This is a genomic window from Amycolatopsis alkalitolerans (assembly GCF_006152065.1).
GTDB classification, from domain to species: Bacteria; Actinomycetota; Actinomycetes; order Mycobacteriales; family Pseudonocardiaceae; genus Amycolatopsis_E; species Amycolatopsis_E alkalitolerans.
Window position 1 is genome coordinate 45,144 of the sequence record NZ_VDFW01000012.1, and the last position, 19,731, is coordinate 64,874.

General features: G+C 66.6%; 11 protein-coding genes and 1 pseudogene. 4 read left to right on the forward strand and 8 right to left on the reverse strand.

All coding sequences use genetic code 11. The annotated features are described in order from the left end of the window. Positions 1-20: 20 nt before the first annotated feature. From FG385_RS35605 to FG385_RS15715, 3 genes and pseudogenes are all read left to right on the forward strand, one after another. Positions 21-386: pseudogene (locus FG385_RS35605) on the forward strand (DUF6262 family protein); the annotation flags it as partial. A gap of 574 nt (positions 387-960) precedes the next feature. After that, entirely contained in the window at positions 961-7,188 is a 6,228-nt protein-coding gene (locus FG385_RS15710) for a PA14 domain-containing protein (protein ID WP_139097481.1), read from the forward strand. After that, positions 7,185-7,469: a hypothetical protein gene (locus tag FG385_RS15715; RefSeq protein ID WP_139097482.1), complete on the forward strand. Its 285-nt coding sequence runs from the start codon at positions 7,185-7,187 to the stop codon at positions 7,467-7,469. The genes FG385_RS15710 and FG385_RS15715 overlap by 4 nt, the downstream gene beginning before the upstream one ends. A gap of 778 nt (positions 7,470-8,247) precedes the next feature. Here the strand turns inward: FG385_RS15715 and FG385_RS15720 are convergent. Further along, positions 8,248-8,583, reverse strand: a complete 336-nt coding sequence (locus tag FG385_RS15720; RefSeq protein WP_160148817.1) for a tetratricopeptide repeat protein — start codon at positions 8,581-8,583, stop codon at positions 8,248-8,250. Positions 8,584-9,165: 582 nt separating this feature from the next. On the opposite strand from FG385_RS15720, the gene FG385_RS15725 reads away from it, so the two are divergent. Continuing rightward, complete coding sequence (locus FG385_RS15725) at positions 9,166-10,125, forward strand: hypothetical protein (RefSeq protein WP_139097484.1); 960 nt, start codon at positions 9,166-9,168, stop codon at positions 10,123-10,125. A 396-nt stretch (positions 10,126-10,521) separates the two neighbouring features. Here the strand turns inward: FG385_RS15725 and FG385_RS35610 are convergent, their stop codons facing one another. The 7 genes from FG385_RS35610 to pabB all read right to left on the reverse strand — a co-directional run bounded on the left by FG385_RS35610 (position 10,522) and on the right by pabB (position 19,725). Continuing rightward, on the reverse strand, positions 10,522-10,890 hold the full coding sequence (locus tag FG385_RS35610; RefSeq protein WP_200834487.1) for an aldolase/citrate lyase family protein: 369 nt from the start codon (positions 10,888-10,890) through the stop codon (positions 10,522-10,524). A 99-nt stretch (positions 10,891-10,989) separates the two neighbouring features. Then, on the reverse strand, positions 10,990-12,195 hold the full coding sequence (locus FG385_RS15735; protein WP_139097485.1) for a pyridoxal-phosphate-dependent aminotransferase family protein: 1,206 nt from the start codon (positions 12,193-12,195) through the stop codon (positions 10,990-10,992). 305 nt (positions 12,196-12,500) lie between these two features. Beyond that, positions 12,501-12,704 (reverse strand): formate dehydrogenase subunit delta, encoded by a 204-nt coding sequence (locus FG385_RS15740; RefSeq protein WP_139097486.1) that lies wholly within the window; start codon positions 12,702-12,704, stop codon positions 12,501-12,503. Continuing rightward, the gene (gene fdhF / locus FG385_RS15745; protein WP_139097487.1) at positions 12,704-15,508 is read right to left on the reverse strand and encodes a formate dehydrogenase subunit alpha; all 2,805 of its coding nucleotides are present in this window, start codon (positions 15,506-15,508) and stop codon (positions 12,704-12,706) included. Before fdhF ends, FG385_RS15740 begins: the two co-directional genes overlap by 1 nt. Next, entirely contained in the window at positions 15,505-17,010 is a 1,506-nt protein-coding gene (locus FG385_RS15750) for a formate dehydrogenase beta subunit (protein ID WP_139097488.1), read from the reverse strand. Before FG385_RS15750 ends, fdhF begins: the two co-directional genes overlap by 4 nt. Beyond that, the gene (locus FG385_RS15755) at positions 17,007-17,492 is read right to left on the reverse strand and encodes a formate dehydrogenase subunit gamma (RefSeq protein WP_139097489.1); all 486 of its coding nucleotides are present in this window, start codon (positions 17,490-17,492) and stop codon (positions 17,007-17,009) included. The genes FG385_RS15750 and FG385_RS15755 overlap by 4 nt, the downstream gene beginning before the upstream one ends. A 100-nt stretch (positions 17,493-17,592) precedes the next feature. Further along, positions 17,593-19,725 carry an aminodeoxychorismate synthase component I gene (gene pabB, locus FG385_RS15760; protein WP_139097490.1) on the reverse strand — a complete coding sequence of 711 codons (2,133 nt, stop codon included), beginning with the start codon at positions 19,723-19,725 and terminating at the stop codon, positions 17,593-17,595. Positions 19,726-19,731: the final 6 nt, after the last annotated feature.

Consider the following 19,731-nt stretch of genomic DNA (forward strand, 5'->3'; position numbering starts at 1 on the left):
GGGCCGACGCCACCCGCCGCCGGCGGGAGAACGCCGAGAACGCCGTGAAACGGGCACTCCGTGAGGCCCGGAAGACCACCACGCCGGTCACCGTGACCAGCATTGCAGCGGCGGCCGGCATGTCCACCGACTTCATCTACCGCCACCGCGAACTACGTCCCCAAGTCGAGGCCCTACGACGGGCACGCTCGTCACCCTCGGACGCAGCAGCTGCGCCCGACCCGGACATCGCCGCGGCAGACAGCACCCTAGTTCGTCGGCTCAGCCAGCAACTCGCCAACGCCCGCCGCAGACACCGGGAGGAGGTCACCGAACTCCGCCGAGCGCTGGAGGCAGCCCAGGGTGAACTACTACTGCTCCGGCGCCAGTTGGCCGACAGATCGTAGCCCGAGGCGCCTCACATCAAAGAGGAGTGATCGATCAGCGGCAGATGAGTGCGTTCCCCGTTCAGCCCGATGATATTCCGACCCGGCACGTCCGCGGAAGGGAATGGCTCGGCGCTCGGAACAATAACCGTGCGTGGTGATTATGAATGGGAGCCTCGTGTTATTCAGGAATGTTGTCATTATTTCGCTAAGTCGGAAAATCTCAAACAAGTCCACAGGGGCTGCATGTGGTGGAAAAAGCCCCCAAAAGGAGCAGGTTGTCACAGTCCGTACGGAGCCGGGAGATCGACACGCGCAATGTCCGATGTGGAACGGCCCTCTTTGTGACTCTCCGCGAATTCGCCGGCCTCGATTTCTGTGCTTTTTGTCTGTTTTGTGAATGTTGCTGCTGACGTTACGCCAACAGGCGTATTGAGTTGTTGCTCGTGATTCTGCATCTTTATGGCGTTTGTGTTGGTGCGCGCCGCGGGGAGCGCGCCTGGCTCTCCCAGAGGTTGCTGTGGCGTCGTTTCCGCGGTGGTCCCGTTCGTCCTTGTTCCGGAATGTGTCGTCGTGGCGGTGGCGTGCCGCTGCGGTGCTGCTGACGGCGGCAGTGGCCGCCGGGTCCGCGGAGGTCGTGCAGCCGCCGCCTGCGGTCGCCGCACCGGCTGCGGATCATCACGTGGACGTGCGTACGTTGCCGCTGCTGCCTGCGGGCCGGGCGGTTGATCCGGCCAGCGCACCGGCGAAGCCTGCGGGTGACTTCGCTCCCTTGTCGACACGCGGTGGTCAGGGACGCGGTGACTCGCATTTCCGGGCGGGGCAGTCCCGGCTGGTGGCGGGATCGCAGGCACAGTACAGCGAGGAGTACGTCAACCCGGACGGCACGCACACCCGGAAGTTGTCGAACGAGCCGTTGAACGTTCAGGACGCCCAAGGTGTGTGGCATCCGGTCGACCCGACGGTGAGCGTTGATCCGGCTAGCAAGCGCGCGAGGACGGGATGGCACCCGCTCGCGCCGAGTTTCGGTCCCACGGCCAATGATCCTGCACTCGTGTCCGTTCAGGTCGGTGCCGACCAGGCGAGTCTGGCGTTGCAGGGTGCCGGCGCCGCGCCGGCCAAGACCAATGGGTCCACGGTCAGCTACGCCGGTGCCTTGCCGAAGACCGACCTGACCTACACCACGTCCGCCGGCGAGGTGAAGGAAGCGTTGACCCTGGCCACCGCGCCGGCCACGGGACAGTGGAGCTTCGCTCTCGCCACGCACGGCCTGACTCCGGTGCTCGCCAAGGACGGCTCGGTCCAACTGCTCAACGCCGCGAAGCAGACCGAGATCGTGATCCCCGCGCCGCAGGCGTGGGACTCGGCCGGGAACAACGGCCAGACCGCACCCGGACAGACCACCGGCACCTACACTCTCACCCCCACACCAGCGGGCTGGACGCTGACGGTGTCGGTCGACGAGGGCTGGCTGCATGACGCCAAGCGGGTCTATCCGGTGACGGTGGACCCGACGATGACCTACAGCCCGTCCACGTTGAACTGGTACAAGTCCGACGGCGCCTCCGGGACCGACACGGTGGTCAAGGTCGGCAACTCCCAGAGCGGCACCAACGGTGGCGACACGTACCTGCGTACGGTTACCCAGTTCCCACTGTCCACTCTGGCTGGTCAGAACGTCGTCGGGTCACGGGTGGATGTGAACTGGGAGAATTCGGCGCCGCAGTCGCACACCAGCTACAACATTGACCTATTCCACGCCACCGACCAGTCCTTCAACGGCGCTCCCGGCGCGGAGTACCTTGCGCATGGGGTCATCGGTGATTTCGGTTCCCTGTCTGGGATACCGGCCACGACCGCGAACACACCGGATGCGCTGACGAACTTCCTGCGCGGGGTGGTGTCGGCGAGCAACTGGGGTGCGCTGTTCGGGTTCGTCGGGCAGGAGACCGCGGGCAAATACACCTACAAGCGAGTGACCGCGTCGCTGCTGGTCGACGTTGGGTCGGCCCCGACGCAGGCAACGATCAAGAGCCCGGCCGACGGGTCGGTGCTGACCACGCCCACGCCGACGTTGACGGTGAACCCCTCCACGGACGCGGACGGCACGGCGGTGACCTATTGTTTCGCGATCGCCACCGGTCCGGACGCCGCCTCCGGCGTGGTGGCCCAGTCCGGCTGCCAGTCGAGCACGTCGTGGACTGTCCCGGCCGGAGTGCTGCAGGACGGCGTGACCTATACATGGAAGGCCGACGCCTTCAGTGGCTTAACCACGACCACCGGCGCGATCGGCCATCTCAAGGTGGACAAACGCATCGGGGCGCACGGGCCCGCGCCGACCGACACCATCGGTCCGCTGACGGTGAATTTGGCCAACGGCAATGCGAGCGTGTCGACCTCGTCGATGTCGTACAACGCGGTGGGCGGTACGCAGTCGCTGTCGTTCACCTACAACTCGCAGGCCACCGACGAGCACGGTTTGACCGCGTCGTACTACAACGATCCGAACCGCAACGGGCTGATCGACGATGGCATCCAGCCCTCGCTGGTGCGCACGGAACCTCAGGTCAACGTCGACTTCGGGAACCAGTCGCCGTACTCGCCCGCGATCGGTGCCGGCTGGTATGTCGTGCGGTGGGACGGTTTCTTCCAAGCCCCGGCCACCGGTACGTACCAGTTCGCCGGGGTCCATGACGACGGTCTGACCGTCACGTTGAACAACACGCAGATCTACAGCTATGCCACGCCGTCGGATGTGAGCTGGGCGTCGGGGCAGGCCACCGGATCCGTGGCGTTGACCGCCGGGCAGCGGGTGCCGATCAAGGTTGAACTCGCCCAGGGCATCGGCGCGGCGCACCTGCAGTTGTTCGTGCGCACCACCGACGGCACCACGGTGCCGTCACAGATCGTGCCGGCCGCATGGCTGTTCAAATCCGCGCTGCCCGCGCTGCCGCAGGGCTGGTCGATGTCGACCGATCTCGACGGGAGCGGGCAGGCCTACACCCGAGCGTTGGTCACTGACCAGAACATCGTTCTGACTGACTCCACCGGGGCCCAGCACACCTGGACGAAGAAGACCGCCACCGGCCCCGCGAGCTACACCCCGCCCGCTGGGGAGGACGCCGTGCTGGCGATGGACACCACGGGCCGGATCACGCTGACCGAAAACGACATGATCTACAGTTTCCGGTCCGACGGGCTGCCCGACACGGTGACGAACGCGCTGGACGTGAAACATTCCGCCGCGCTGCAGTACATCTACGACGATTCCGCATCCCCGGTCCGGCTGAAGACGATCAACGATCCGGTCTCCGGCCGCTCGATGACCTTGTACTACAACCGACCCGGCGACACCTGCTATACAGGCCTGACGCCGCCAGCCGGTGCTGACGCCAACGCCCCGTCGCAAATGCTGTGCCGCGTGGCCTACTGGGACGGCAAGCAGTCGGTGCTGTGGTACACCAACACGCAACTGTCCCGTTTCGAAGACCCGGGCGGTACCGTCACCGATTTCGGTTACGACACCACGACCGGTCTGCTGAATTCGCTGCGGGACTCGCTGGCGGCCGATTGGGTCGCGGCCGACCCGGCCACCCGCGACAACAATGCTTCCCGATTTGCGATCGCCTACACCGCCGGAAAGGTCACCTCGGTGACCGCCCCCGCGCCGACCCCAGGGGCGGCCAGGCCACAACACTCCTACCGATACGACCCGGCGAACTCGCAGACCTTCACCGACATCGCCGGCCTGACGCCGGCCACGGGTTTCGCCAGCAAGGTCACCTACGACACCGCGTATCGCACGCTGTCCACCGCCGACGCCACCGGAAAAACGAAAACCAACACCTGGGACGCTCGGGACCTGCCGCTGACCTCCACCGACCCAGCGGGGCGGGAAAGCACCACGGTCTATGACTACGCGCAACGGCCGACTGACTCCTACGGCCCGGCGCCGACCTCCTGCTTCACCGGACAGCAACCCACCGCCGCGTGTGCGGACACGGTGCCCCACACCCGCACCAACTACGACGAGAACCTCCAGGGCCTGGCCGCCCAATGGTTCGACAACACCAACCTCGCCGGTGCACCCAAATCCCTGACTACCGGCACGGGCAACCCCGACGGCTCCATCAACCATCCCTGGCACGACACCGCGCCCACCGCCGGTATCCCCGCCGACAACTTCTCCCTGCGCGCCACTGGCGAGATCGTATTTCCTGCCGCCGGCGACTACACCCTGAAAACGCTTTCCGACGATGGGGTCAGGGTGTGGATCGATGACGCCCTGGTCATCGACGACTGGCAGGTCCAGGGCGCTACGTGGACATCCGCGACCGTGCACTCCAACACCGCCGGCGACGTGCACCGCATCCGCCTCGAGTACTTCCAAGGCCAGTTCGACTCCCAACTCGAACTAGACTGGATTCCACCCGGCGGGACCCAACAGGTCGTGCCCGGCACACAGCTCCGCCCACGCTATGGCCTGGCTACCTCCACCATCCAGGATGAATCCGGCGGGGTGCCGGACAAGATCACCGCGACCAGCTACGCCCCCACCGGGATCGACCCCGGATACGGGCTCGCCACCACCGCCACCACCGACCCAGGCGGTCTTAACCTCACCGAGTCCACCACCTACGAAACCCCCGGCAGCGGGTACCTGCGCAAGACCGGCACAGTGAAACCCACCGGGGCCACGACCACCTACGCCTACTATGGCGACACCGAAACCCGCACCAACCCGTGCGTGACGGGCAGCCCCGCGATCAACCAAGGCGGCCTCGCGAAGATCACCACCTCACCGGCGCCCGCCACCGGCAGCGCCCGCACCGACGAGCTCGTCTACGACGCCTCCGGGCGCGTGGTCGCTGACGCCACCGCAGGCGACTGGACCTGCACTACCTACGACGACCGCGACCGCACGACGCAAAAAACCTTCCCCGCCAACGCCACCACCGGTCCACGCACGGTCACCTACAACTATGCCGTCGGCGGTGACCCGCTCACCAGGTCCGTGTCCGACAGCAACGGCACCGTCACCACCACTGTCGATCTGCTCGGCCGCGTCGTCTCCTACACCGACGCCAACGGCGTCAAAACCGACACGCTCTACGACCAGGCCGGGCGCGTCACCCAAACCACGGTCGACGAAACCCTCGGCACCGCCCCCGCCAAAACCACCACCTACACCTACGACGACGCCGGACGCCTTCTCACCGAAACCTGGGACGGGGCCCTACAGGCCACCGTCACCTACGACACCAACGGCGAAATGGCCAGCGTCGCCTACGGCAACGGCACCAGCCTCGCCGCCATCGGCAAAGACCCCGCAGGCCGCGTCACCTCCCTGACCTGGCAAAACAGCACCAACAACCAGGTTGTGTCCGAGGTCTCCCGGACCCGAGCCGGGACCATCATCGGCGAGTCGCTCAACGGATCCAACCCCAACCCGGGCGGCAACGACTACACCTACGACACCGCCGGACGCCTCACCGAGGCCTACATCGCCGGCCACCACTTCACCTACGACTTCACCTCCGCAGCTGCCGCAGGCTGCCCGACGGGCACCACGACCAACGCCGGGATCAACACCAACCGCATGCGACTGCTCGACCAAACCTCGGCCGGCACCGCGGAAACCGACTACTGCTACGACAACGCAGACCGGCTGCTCGCCACCCTCGGTACCAACGCCACCAGCGGCATCAGCTACGACACCCACGGCAACACCACCGCCTACACCACCGGCGGCATCACCACCCACCTCGCCTACGACGGCGCCGACCGCAACATCCAACTCTCCACCACCGGCGGAACCGGCGCCCAGAACGCCACCATCGCCTACACCCGCGACGCCACCGACCGCATCATCCGCCGCGACGCCACCGGCGACACCCCCACCGCCGTCCTCTACGGCTACACCGGCGAGGGCGACACCGCCGACCTCACCACCGACGCCAGCCACAACATCCTGACCTGGACCCTCAACCTCCCCGGCGGCGTCGTCGAATCCATCCACAACAGCGCCGACCCCGACACCTACGACGCCCCCTCCGTCCGCGGCGACCTCGTCCTCACCACCAACAACAGCGGCGACCAGGTCGGTGACCTGCACCAGTACGACCCCTACGGCAATCCTCTCGACCCCGCGACCGGCGCGGTCAACAACCAAGCCGTCCCCGACAACACGCCCGGCAGCAACGACTACGGCTGGCTCGGCCAGCACGAACGCCCCTACGAACACGCCGGAGCCCTCTCCATCGTCGAAATGGGCGCCCGCACCTACAGCCCCCTGCTCGGCCGCTTCCTCCAAGTCGACCCCGTCGAGGGCGGCAGCGCCAACGACTACGACTACGCCAACGGCGACCCCATCAACAACACCGACCTCGACGGCAACTGCTGGTTCTGCAGCGTCTTCAACTCCGTCGTCCACGTCGTCACCGCCGTCGCCGACGTCGTCTCGAACATCCCCGGCCCCATCGGCAGCATCGCCTCCGGCGTCGCCGCCGTCGGCTACATGATCCAAGGCAACTGGAAAGAAGCCGCATGGGCCGCCGCGGCCATCGTGCCCGGGGTCAAATACCTACGCTACGCCAAGAACGTCGAGAAACTAGTCTCCTACTCCCGCGACGTCCGCAAATTCAGGAACATCACGACGGCGACGCGCGCGGCGAAGCGGTACGCCGAAAACTACCGCGGCCCAGGCAAAGCTATCGTCCGCGGGAACTGCAGCGCCCGCACACACGTACACGTAGACATCCGGTATAATAATCAAAAAATCCATGTGCGGCATTTCTACTACAAGGCCCGAAGGAGGAGGTGACCACCGTGAAGGTCTTCAGCTTCTGGGTGCCGAATCCCTACGGCGTCTGCACAGTTGTCCGCGTTGCAGTAGCGGCCAGCAGCCGAGCCGAAGCCGTGCAGCGAATCAAGCGGCATGGCCTCCGGATCAAGCCCAGACAAGAACAAGACCCGGGCCTCACCCCAGACGAACGTGAATTCGTGGAAAGCAATCCGGACGCCGTCTGGGTCATTGACACGGGCGAACTTGATGGCAAATGGATGCGAATCGAGGAATTCCCTTTCGAAAAGCTGGAGAAGTAGACCTGCGGGCGTGACGCTGCTCGGGATGCGGGCTCCTCATGTGCAGCTGATCCCGGGCGCGCCCCGTCGACTACGGGTGACTTCTGGCCCCAACCTCGTCGCCGGGCATGGCCGCCGCTCGTCGCCCGTCAACGTCGTAGGTCCACGCTTCGCGTGCGGGCGCTCCACGTTGACCTGCTCGCGACATCTGGCGGCCGTAAGCACCCTGGGAACGCGCCCGATGCGCCCATCGCAGCTGATCCCAACCTGGCACCGAGACTGTCCGCTCATGCGGGAGCGGACGTCGCTTCTGACATTTTCAACGTCAGCGGCATAACGCTGACGTTCTGAACTGCTGTTTTTCGTCGTTGCATCGCAACAGCGCCGGATAGCAGGTGATCGACTTCACCATGTTCGACAAGAACCACGCCAAGATCGAAAACGTGCTGGCAGAGCGGATGAACACGCTCAGCCCAGTACTCGAAGCCGCCACCGCCCGGCTCTAAGCCAGCGCGAGCGACGGACGAAACGACCCGGCACCGAGCACACGGAATCACGGTCAACCCGCAGACAATGCGTTTCCCTCCGGCGGGGATCGAGGTGGGGTGGCGGGCACACCGTTGGCCGTCAGCGTCACCCACGGAACGCTGGTGATTCGGCCTACCGCTTGCCCGGCGGCAAGGGTTGGGACCGCCCCGGCGGTCTCCCCGCTGCCGGGCTCGGGAAGGGACGATGAGCCGCCGTTCGACCGGCCTCACCACGAAGGTGCCGGTACCGGACCCGCGTGATCGTCGCCTTCTCAGCGTCCGCACTCGGTCGGGGCGGTTCGACTTGTTGCTGTGTCGGGGTGGCCGTGACCAAGCACGCGGGTTCTGGCAGCCAGCACGGCTTCGTGTTCGGCGAGCGCCTCGGCCGGGTTACCGAAGCGTGCTTTGAGATTCGCCAGTTCGAAACGCGTCGCCAGCGTCCATGGCCCGTCCTCGCCAAGTGTGGCGCGTAACTCCGCCAGCACCTCGGTAAACCCGTCTGTTGCCTCTCGGCGCTGCCCACGCAAGGCGGCGATTTTCGCCAGGCCGAATCGTGCGCCCACGGTGTTGGCCCAGTTCTCCGCGCGCTCTTCGTACTCGGCCAGCACCGCGCATAGCTCCTGTTCGGCCTCATCGAGCTGACCGAGGAGGAGGTTCGCCTCGGCCAGGTTGTGCCGGGCCCACCCCAGGACGTCTGCCGAGTCATCGACAGCAACATGATCACCTGGTCACCGCGCCGCTTCGGCCGGCACCGGGCCTGCACCGCCACCAAACCTCGCTCGGCCTCGGTGTAGCGTCCCTGTCCCAGCAATCGCCACGCATCGGTGAGCTCGACATACAGGACGGCGTGCCGGAGTCGCCGCCGCCTCTGCCGCCAGGTGTGCACCGGGATCACGGCCGCCAGGAGCACCAGCCCGACCATGCCAAGAAGGTCGGCCGAAGCTGATCCGTCGATACCGCCCCATGCGGCGATCACGAGCCACCTCGGTTCCGGTAGGACCGAGGCGGTCACCCGGTCACAGGCGCGACGATCATAGTCGACACCAGTCGCCCGGCGCTGGTCTGCCCGGCTGCACGACCGGCCAGGACAGCCGGCGAACAGAGTGCTAGCCGCCACGTGCCGATCTGAACCGCGTGACGATTCGGTTACGAGGCGAAACGGTCGAGCGGATACCGGAGATTCACTACCCGTGTCCCGGTTACCTCTGGTAGCGCTTCTCGCGGTGCTGCTCACCGCATGCACGGCCACCGTGAGCCCGACGCTGCCGCAGCAAACGGCACCAGCACCACCGCCCGCACCGGCGCCGCTCACCGCAGAACAAGCGCTCGGCAATCTGACGAACATCGACTACTGCAGCCTGCTCGATCTCGACGCAGCACGCAAAGCCGGCGCCACCGAGCTCGGCTCGCGCATCGAGTCGCTCGGCTATTGCGGTGCGCACGCGATGCTGGATGGCCACGGGATCGATCTGATCGTCGGCTCGCTCGCCAGCGGGAGCGCCGATCCAGGACGCGTGCGCGATCCCGCGAAAATCCTCGACCAGGGTTTGCGCGTGGAAAGGCCGGGCAAGACCTGGGACTACTCGTGCATCCGCTACCTGACCTTCGCCGACGGGACCCACCTCATGGCGGCAACGGACTTCTCGCCGCAGATCACCGGCACCCCGGACCAGCTCGCCCGGTTGTGCGTGGTGGATTCGGCGGTATTGGACGGCCTGATCAGCGCCGTCCAGCACAACAAGGCCACCCACGTCACCTACCCAGCGGGCTCGTTCGGGGCGCTGGATCCCTGCACCATCCTCCAGAATCCCCGCCCGTTGCTGCCGCTGTCCGGAGCGTTCGAGTCCGTCCCGGTCCCCGCGCACCACCGATGCACGTGGCTCGACCGGACGAACGGCAGCCAGATCGAGCTCCTCCTCGAATACGGAGTACTGCCCGGCAACATCAACACGATGATCGGCGGCCGCCCGTCCCTCTCCGTGCAGACCGACGCATCGTCCTGTGTGATCAGAACAGACCTCGGCCCGGCTCCGATCGCAGGCGAGCACGAACTCGCCACTCTGACCACATACCTGCCCACGAACCCCGACGGATGCTCGACCGCGACCACACTCGCCACCGACGCCTGGCCCAGACTCCCCGCCCACTGAGCCCCGTGTTCGGACTGGCCGAGGGCCGGTCCATCTGATGTCCAACGTTCCCGCTGAGACCGTGCCGCAGGTCGCCCAGTCGCATTGAGCGGCAACGACGGCAAGCGTGCCGGACACAGCACGGCACACCCGGACGGCAACCACAGCCCCGCGGCGGCTGGCCCGATCCTCCGGCCCGTTTGCCATGGCGATGCCGTCGAGGCAACCCGGCACGCCGCGCGGAACTACGGTTTCCATGCATCCGGCTCAAACAAGCCCATTTGCTGCTGCGGTCGGTTGTGCGCTGACGGCCGCGGCATCGGCGGCGGTGGTGACATGCAGGATGGTGTGGGCGACCGGTTCCGGGTTGGCCCCGCGGCTGCCGCGTGATCATTACGTTCGTATGGACTCCAACGACTACTTGCTCCAAGATGCGCGCCGCGTCGCCCAGCACGTCGCCGAACTCCAAGCCACGAACGTCTTGAAACGACTGCCGGCGACCACCCGGAAAGCGTTCTCAGTTCGTACCTGGCCGGAGCGCCGATCGAACCGCGGCCGGGTCGAGCAGGTATCCGACTTTGGGCACCTGGACGCGGTATGCAGCCGGTCTCCCGCGAGTTCCATCACCTCGACGACGTCACGGTACATGTACTGCGTATCGAGGCCGTTGATCCGCACCGACACCGTCTTTCCCCTGGTCGCCCAGTCGACGTCGTGCAGAGCCGCGATCACGTTCTTGCGAGCGGCTTCCTTGTCTCCGGGTGCGACGGCGTCCTCTAGGTCCAGGAGACTCCGCCGCCTTCTCGATGACGACCGGGTTGGAGCCCGGCACCGCCGGCTCGCTGCGCTGCAGCCGCGCCTGGCGCGCCGGGTACAGGGTGTGGCTCATGATGCCACCTCCTCCAGCGCGACCGCCGATTCCCGTTCGGACAGTGCGGCCCGGTAGTACGCCTGAGCGGCGGCGACGCCCGCACCGAGCTCGACCTTGGCGCCCGCGTCGGCGAGCGACATCTCGGCGCTCGCGAGCGCCGATAGGCACATCACCTCGTTGAGATCCCCGAGATGCCCGATCCTGAACACCTTGCCGGCCACCTTCGACAGCCCCGCACCGAAGGACGTCCGGTACCGCTGGAACCCGATGCGGCACACCTCCGCACTGTCGATGTCGTCGGGCACCCTGATCGCCGAGACCGTGTCCGAATACCATTGCGGGCCCATGGCGCACAGCTTCAGGCCGAGTGCCTCCACACCGCGGCGGATCCCCTCGGCGAGACGGTGGTGGCGCGCGAACACCTGCGGCAGGCCCTCCGCGAACAGCAGGTCAAGGGCGACCCGCAGCCCGGCCAGTAGCGGAACTGGTGGAGTGTAGGGGAAATAGCCACTCTTGTTCGTAGCGACCATGTCGGCGAAGTCGAAGTAGCAGCGCTCCATTCCCGCTCGCGCCGAAGCTTCCAATGCCTTCGCGCTGACCCCGAGAATCGACAGCCCGGCAGGTAGCATGAGGCCCTTCTGTGACCCGGTGACGGCAAGGTCGACACCCCATGCCTCCTGCTGGAAATCCACCGACGCGATCGAGGACACGCCGTCCACGAACAGCAAAGCGTCGCTCCCCTGCGCATCCATGGCCCGGCGCACGGCGGCGATGTCCGAGGTGACGCCGGTCGCCGTCTCGTTGTGGGTCGCGAACACCGCCCTGATGGACGGGTCCTCGGCCAGGTGCCGTTCGTAGTCCTCAACCGGAACGCCCTTCCCCCACTCCACATCCACGCACGCCACGTCGAGTCCCAGGCGTTCCGCCATGTCCACCCACAGATGAGAGAACTGACCGAACCGCGACATGAGCACGCGATCGCCCCGGTTCAGCGTGTTGCTGATCGCCGCCTCCCACGCTCCGGTACCAGAGGACGCGAACAGGAACACCTGACCGGTCTCGTTCGCGAATATCTCTTTCAGGTCTTCGAACAGCGGCAGCGTCAACTCCGGGAAGTCCGGCGCGCGGTGATCCCGCATCGGCACGTTCATCGCACGCCGGACGACATCCGGGACATTCGTCGGACCTGGGATGAACAGGTGTGAAATTCCGTTGGACACGGCCTTCCTCTCTCTCCGACTTTCCCGCAGATACCGACAACGACCACCTGACCGTACCGCGACAGAGCCCGCGGTGGTTTGAGTGTTTTGCCGCCACTGTCAAGGAAACGCTCAACGAACCGGTACGGCGCCGACCCTTGGATTCTTGGCTTCCGTCGACTCGTGCCATGACCGCGGTGACGGCGCGGGCGGGGCTACCCGGAGTCCGCGCACCCGGCCAGCCTGCGAGAATCCGCGACGGCCGCGATCTTCTGGGATTTCGCGCCGTGGATCCGGACAGCCACGTTGACCGGCGGGCCGTCGCATCAGTCCAGCAGCGCGACCGCGGCGATGACCACCGGGTCAGCTCCGCGGCTCCCGGCTTCGATCTGGCGCCGCAGGTCCGCCCTCATGCGGGGATCCCAGAATTGGCGAATGTGGGTGGCGACCGCCGTGGCGGCCTTGTCGGGTGGCTGGTGGTGGAACTGCACGGCGATTTCGTTGGCCAGCCTGATCTGGGGTGAGTACATCAGTCCGCCAGCGCCGGGACGGCTTCGGTCGCCGCTGTGACGGTAGGTGTGGCGAGTCCGACTTGGACGGCGGTGACCTTGTATTCGGGACAGTTGGTGGCCCAGTCGGAGTTCTCGGTGGTGACGACATTGGCGCCGGTGACGGGATGGTGGAAGGTGGTGTAGACGACGCCGACGGGCATCCGGTCCGAGAGAACGGCGTGGAGCGAGGTTTCGCCGACGCGGCTGGACAACGTGACCTTGTCGCCGTCGGTGACGCCACGGACCTCGGCGTCATGTGGGTGGATTTCCAGGACGTCTTCGGAGTGCCAGACGACGTTACCGGTACGGCGGGTTTGTGCGCCGACATTGTATTGGGACAGGATCCGGCCGGTGGTGAGGATGAGCGGGAACTGGCGGGTGCTGCGTTCGGTGGTGGGGACGAACGGGGTGGGCATGAACCGGCCCTTGCCGCGGACGAACCCGTCCACGTGCATGACCGGGGTGCCTTCGGGCGCCTTGTCATTGCATGGCCATTGGACGCTACCGAGCTTGTCCAGCTTCTCGAACGAAACGCCGGCGAAGGTGGGGGTGACGGCCGCGATCTCGGCCATGATCTCCCGCGGATGCGTGTACCGCATGGGGTAGCCCATGGCTTGCGCGATCTCGCAGACGATCTCCCATTCGTGCTTGCCGTTCTTGGGAGCCATCACGGGGCGGACCCGGTTGATGCGGCGTTCGGCGTTGGTGAAGGTGCCGTCCTTCTCCAGGAACGACGTGCCGGGCAGGAACACGTGAGCGAACTTGGCGGTCTCGTTGAGGAACAGGTCTTGGACCACCACCAGGTCCATCGCCTGCAGGGCCGCGGTGACATGCTGGGTGTTCGGATCGGACTGGGCGATGTCCTCACCCTGGACGAACAGGGCGCGGAAGGTGCCGTCGACGGCGGCGTCGAACATGTTCGGGATCCGCAACCCCGGCTCGGCCAGAAGTTCACGACCCCACAGGTGTTCGAACACACCGCGGACGGCGTCGTCGGAGATGTGCCGGTAGCCGGACAGTTCGTGCGGGAAGGAGCCCATGTCGCACGAACCCTGCACGTTGTTCTGCCCGCGCAACGGGTTCACCCCCACCCCGTCGCGCCCGATGTTGCCGGTGGCCATCGCGAGGTTCGCCATGCCCATCACCATGGTGGAGCCCTGGCTGTGCTCGGTCACGCCGAGCCCGTAGTAGATCGCCGAGTTGCCGCCGGTGGCGTACAACCGGGCTGCGGCACGCAGGTCGGCGGCGGGGACACCGGTGATCTCCTCGGTGGCTTCCGGGCTGTTCTCGGGGCGCGCGATGAACTCCGCCCACTCGTCGAACTCCTCGCACCGTTCATCCACAAAGGACCGGTCGACCATTCCCTCGGTGACCACCACGTGCGCGAAGGCGTTGACCACGGCGACGTTGGTGCCTGGGGCGAGCTTCAGATGGTGCTGGGCTTCGATGTGTGGTGAGCGCACGAGGTCGATCCGGCGGGGGTCGATCACGATCAGTTTCGCGCCCTCGCGCAGGCGCCGCTTCATGCGGGACGCGAACACCGGATGCGCGTCGGTCGGGTTCGCCCCGATCACCACGATCACATCTGCGGCCGCCACCGACCGGAAGTCCTGCGTACCGGCGGACGTACCGAAGGTCTGCTTGAGCCCGTAGCCGGTGGGCGAGTGGCACACGCGGGCGCAGGTGTCGACGTTGTTGTTCCCGAACGCGGCACGCACCATCTTCTGCACGGCATAGACTTCCTCGTTGGTGCAGCGGGACGACGTGATTCCGCCGATTGCGCCCATCCCGTACCGGGTTTGGATTTCCCGCATCCTGTCCGCGACGTACCGGATGGCGGTGTCCCAGTCCACCTGGCGCCACTCGCCGTCGATGGACTCGCGGATCATCGGGTCGAGTTGCCGGTCGGGGTGGGTGGCGTAGCCGAACGCGAACCGGCCTTTCACGCAGGAGTGGCCCTCGTTGGCGCCGCCGTCCTTGTACGGCACCATCCGGACCAGCTCGTCCCCGCGCAACTCGGCCTTGAACGAGCAGCCCACGCCGCAGTAGGCGCAGGTGGTGATGACGCTGCGGTTGGGCATCCCCAGGTCCACCACCGACTTCTCCTGCAGGGTCGCCGTCGGGCACGCCTGCACGCACGCCCCGCACGACACGCATTCGGAGTCCATGAACAACTCACCGGCACCGGCGGCGACCTTGGATTCGAAGCCGCGGCCGGAGATGGTCAGTGCGAACGTGCCCTGCACCTCCCCGCAGGCCCGCACGCAGCGGGAACAGGCGATGCATTTCGCCGGCTCGAAGTCGAAATACGGGTTGGAAGTGTCTTTCTCCGCGTCGAGGTGGTTGGCGCCCTCGTAGCCATAGCGCACTTGCCGCAGCCCGACCTCGCCGGACCTGTCCTGCAGCTCGCAGTCCCCGTTCGCCGAACACGTCAGACAATCCAAGGGGTGATCGGAGATGTAGAGCTCCATCACCCCTTGGCGCAGCTTCTGCAACCTGCGGGTCTGCGTGCGTACCTTCATCCCTTCGGCCACCGGAGTGGTACACGAGGCGGGGGTGCCGTTACGACCGTCGATCTCCACCAGGCACAACCGGCACGACCCGAACGCCTCCAGGCTGTCGGTGGCACACAGTTTCGGAACCTCCACACCGGACAGCGCGGCCGCCCGCATCACCGACGTGCCGTCGGGCACGGTGACCGGTTGCCCGTCGACCTCCAGCGACACCGTCGCCGGACCCGGGATGCCTGGCGTGCCGAGGTCAGGTTCGATCAACAAGCTCATCGCTTCGCCTCCGTGAAGTCTTCCGGGAAATGAAGCAGGGCGCTGCGCACCGGATTGGGCGTGAGCCCGCCCATCGCGCACAGCGAACCATCGGTCATCAGCTCACACAGATCGTTCAGCAACGCAAGGTTGCCGTCCTGGTCCTGGCCTGCGACGATCCGGTCGATCACCTCGACCCCGCGGACCGAACCGACCCGGCAGGGGGTGCACTTGCCGCACGACTCCTCAGCGCAGAATTCCATCGCGAAACGGGCCATCGCCGCCATGTCCACGGTGTCGTCGAACACCACGATCCCGCCATGCCCCACCATCGCGCCCGCGGCCGCGAACGCCTCGTAGTCCATCGGCAAGGTGAACTGGGAGGTGGGCAGGTACGCGCCCAGCGGGCCGCCGACCTGCACCGCCCGGATCGGGCGGCCGGTCCGGGTGCCGCCGCCGTAGTCGTTCACCAGCTCACCCAGGGTGATACCGAACGCGGTCTCGAAGATCCCGCCGCGCGCGATGTTGCCTGCCAGCTGGAACACCTGCGTACCCCGCGAGCGGGCCACGCCCAACCCCTGGTAGGCGGCCGGACCGTCGGCAAGGATCGCCGGCACCGACGCGAGGGTGAGCACGTTGTTCACCACCGTCGGTTTGCCGAAGAGCCCGGAGATCGCCGGGATCGGCGGTTTCGACCGCACCATCCCGCGCTTGGCCTCCAGGCTCTCCAGCATCGAGGTCTCTTCGCCGCAGATATAGGCACCCGCGCCCACTCGCACGAACAGGTCGAACGTCACGCCGGAACCCAGAATGTCCGCACCCAGCCAGCCCGTCGCACGTGCGCGTTCAATCGCCTGCCGGAGAACGCGCACCGCATCGGGATACTCCGAGCGGACATAGACATACCCCTCGGCCGCGCCGACCGCGTATGCGGCGATCGTCATCCCCTCGATCAGCGCGAACGGATCCCCTTCGAGCAACATCCGGTCGGCGAACGTGCCGCTGTCGCCCTCGTCCGCGTTGCAGCACACGAACTTCAGTTCGCCCGGCGCGTCGGCGACCGTCTGCCACTTGATCCCCGCGGGAAATCCCGCGCCACCCCGGCCCCGCAACCCCGACTCGGTGATGTCCGCGACCACCTCCTGCGGCTGCTTCGCGAGCGCCGCACGCAAACCCCGCACACCGCCGTGGCGCTCATAGTCCCCTGTGGACAATGGATCGATCACGCCGGCCCGCGCGAAACACAGCCGGGTCTGATTTCGCAACCACGGCAACTCCTCGACCAGACCCTGGCACAGGTGATGCTCCTCGCCCGCCGCCAGGATGCCGGCCACCGCATCCGGTGTCACCGGCCCGAAACCCACCCGGCCGCGCGCGGTTTCGGTCTCCACGAAGGGCTCCAGCCACAACATGCCACGAGACCCGTTGCGCACCACCGTCGCACCCTCGGCCGCGAACTCCTTCGCGACCAGATCCGCGCCCACCGACCGCGCAGCCGAATCACCGGGGACGTAGACCTTCATGAAGCCGCCGTTTCCGTCGCGAGGACCGTGTCCAGCCGGGACGGGTCCACCCGCCCGTACACCCTGCCGTTCACCTGCGCCGCCGGGCCGAGCGCACAGTTGCCCAGGCAGAACACCTGGTTCAGGGTGATCGACCTGTCCGCCGTGGTCTGCCCCAGCTTGACGCCCAGTGCCTGCTCCGCGTGTGCCACCAGCTGCTCCGCGCCGACCGCCTGGCATGCTTCCGCGCGGCACAGGCGCACATCGGTGCGCCCGCCAGGCTCGGACCGGAAATCGGAATAGAAGCTCACCACGCCGTGCACATCGGCGCGGGAGATGTTGAGCTCGGCGGCCAGCAGCGGGACGATCTCGTGGTCCACGCAGCCGAACTCGGCCTGGATCGCATGCAGGATCGGCAACAGCGCCCCCCGTTCACTGCGATACTCGGCGACGATGGCCCGCACCCGGTCGATGACCGGCGGACCGCTCGCTTCGATTGCCATGCGGCTGCCCACTTCCCTTATGTTCCAACCGAAAGCCAGTCTAGTCGGCGACAGCTCACGACCCGGCATATGATTTCCGAACACCGGGTATAGCACGACACTATGACTGGTTTCCCTGAACCGGCCGGGTCGCCGCGTCAACCATGACGCGGGACTTGACGAGCGTTTCCTCGAATTCCTCGTCCGGATCGGAGAGGGCGAGAATTGCTCCGCCGACACCGAAGCTCGCACGCCCGCCGGCGATGACGAGAGTCCGGATGACCATGCCCAGGTCCGCCGCGCCGCCGAGTGAGAACCAGCCCAGCGCCCCGGAATACACGCCGCGCGGCCCCTCCTCGAGGTGGTCGAGGATGTCCATCGTCCGGATCTTGGGCGCCCCGGTCATCGAGCCTCCGGGGAAGGCCGCGCGCACGCAGCTCACCGCGGACTCCTCGGGCCGCAGGGTGCCGCGCACGGTCGACACGAGGTGATGCACCGTGGCGTAGCTCTCCACCTCGAACAGCTTCGGCACATGCACCGACGCGATTTCGCAGACAGAGTTGAGATCGTTGCGGACGACGTCGACGATCATCATGTTCTCCGCAAGGTCCTTCTCCGCTCTGCACAGATCGATCCGAAGCGCCGCGTCCTCCCCGGGGTTCGCACCACGTGACCGGGTTCCCTTGATCGGCTTGGATTCCGCCACCCCACCGGCGCTGATGGACATGAACCGTTCCGGTGAGGCACTGAGCACGGCGACCTCTGGGAAGCGCAGTAGCGCGCCATAGGGCACCGGGCTGATCCTGCGAAGTCGCCGGTACGTCGCCAGCGGGTCGAGCACACCGGTGATGGAAACCATGTTTGTCAAGCAGATCTCGTACGACTCTCCGTCACCGATTTCGGTCAGGCACTGATCGACACGTTTCAGGTAGGCGGCTCTGTCGTGCCGCGGAACCAGGTCCCCGAAGTCGAGAACTCCCGGACCGGGCTCGTCGCGGGGACCGGCATCCGGTCGAAGGGGCAGATCGACGATATGACGGGTCACTTCGTCGAGCCATCGACCGGCGCCGTCCGCGGTTTCCTCTTCGGCGGTGAGCGCGAGCAGGTAACAACAGCCATCGCGGTGGTCGATCGCGAGCAGCCGGTCGACGAAGAGCAGCGCGGCATCCGGGGTGGGAGCTTCATGCACCAAGCGGCCGCCGGTTTCCGCTTTCAGCTCGTAGCCGAGATAGCCGACGTAGCCGAGATTGAACTCGAACGGCAACCCGTCCGGCACGGCGACGAACCGCCTGCGCAGCTCCGTGTCCAGGTAAGCGAACAGCTGCTGCGCGACTGTTTCCGGTTCGTGGTTCGCTCCCGTCCGGTGCACGGTGACCGTGCCGGCCGTGGTGGAGTACGTCACGTACTCGGCGAGCGGACCGCCACCGTCGCCGAGGAACGAGAACCGTGATTCCCCATCCCGCACGGCGGTCGAGTCCAGCCAGAACGCGTGCGGTGAGTCCGCGAACAGCCGCTCGAACACCCGCTCGGCATCGGGCAGTACCGGTACCCGCCGGACGTGCGTGCGGTAGCGAACCGGCGCGGGATTCGGCGGCTCCGCGCCCAACCGCGCCCGCGTGCCGGCCGTCGATGGCTTACGGCCACCACTGCGCGCACCGGCGCCGCGAGGGGGCTGCCCTCGGCGCGCGGCGGCGAGATCACGGAAGTTCGCCAGCAGGTCCCGTCCGGCCGTGCTGCCGATCGACTCAGGGTGGAACTGCACACCCCAAATCGGCTGGTGACGATGCCGCAGTGCCATGATCACACCGTCCGGCGCCCAGGCGGTAGCTTCCAGGTCGGGCGGTAGCGCGGTAACGGCGAGCGAGTGGTACCGGACCGCGACGAGCGGCGACGGCAGCCCGGCGAAGAGGCCGGTTCGCTCGTGGTGGATGTCCGACGTACGCCCGTGCACCGGTTCCGGGGCGAAGCCGACGGCCCCGCCCAGCACATGCGCGATGCCCTGATGCCCCAGGCAGACTCCCAGTATGGGCAAATCGCACTCCCGGATCACCCGGGCGCAGACACCGAAGTCCGCGGGGCGGTCGGCGCGCCCCGGCCCCGGCGAAATCACCACGCAATCCACGTCCTGGAGAGGCAGCCGGGCCCATTTCGTGGTGTTGTGTACCACGGTCGGTGCGACTCCGTTCACCTCGCCGAGCAACTGGTTGAGGTTGTAGGTGAACGAGTCGTAATTGTCGATCAGAAGTGTCCGCACGGCGGC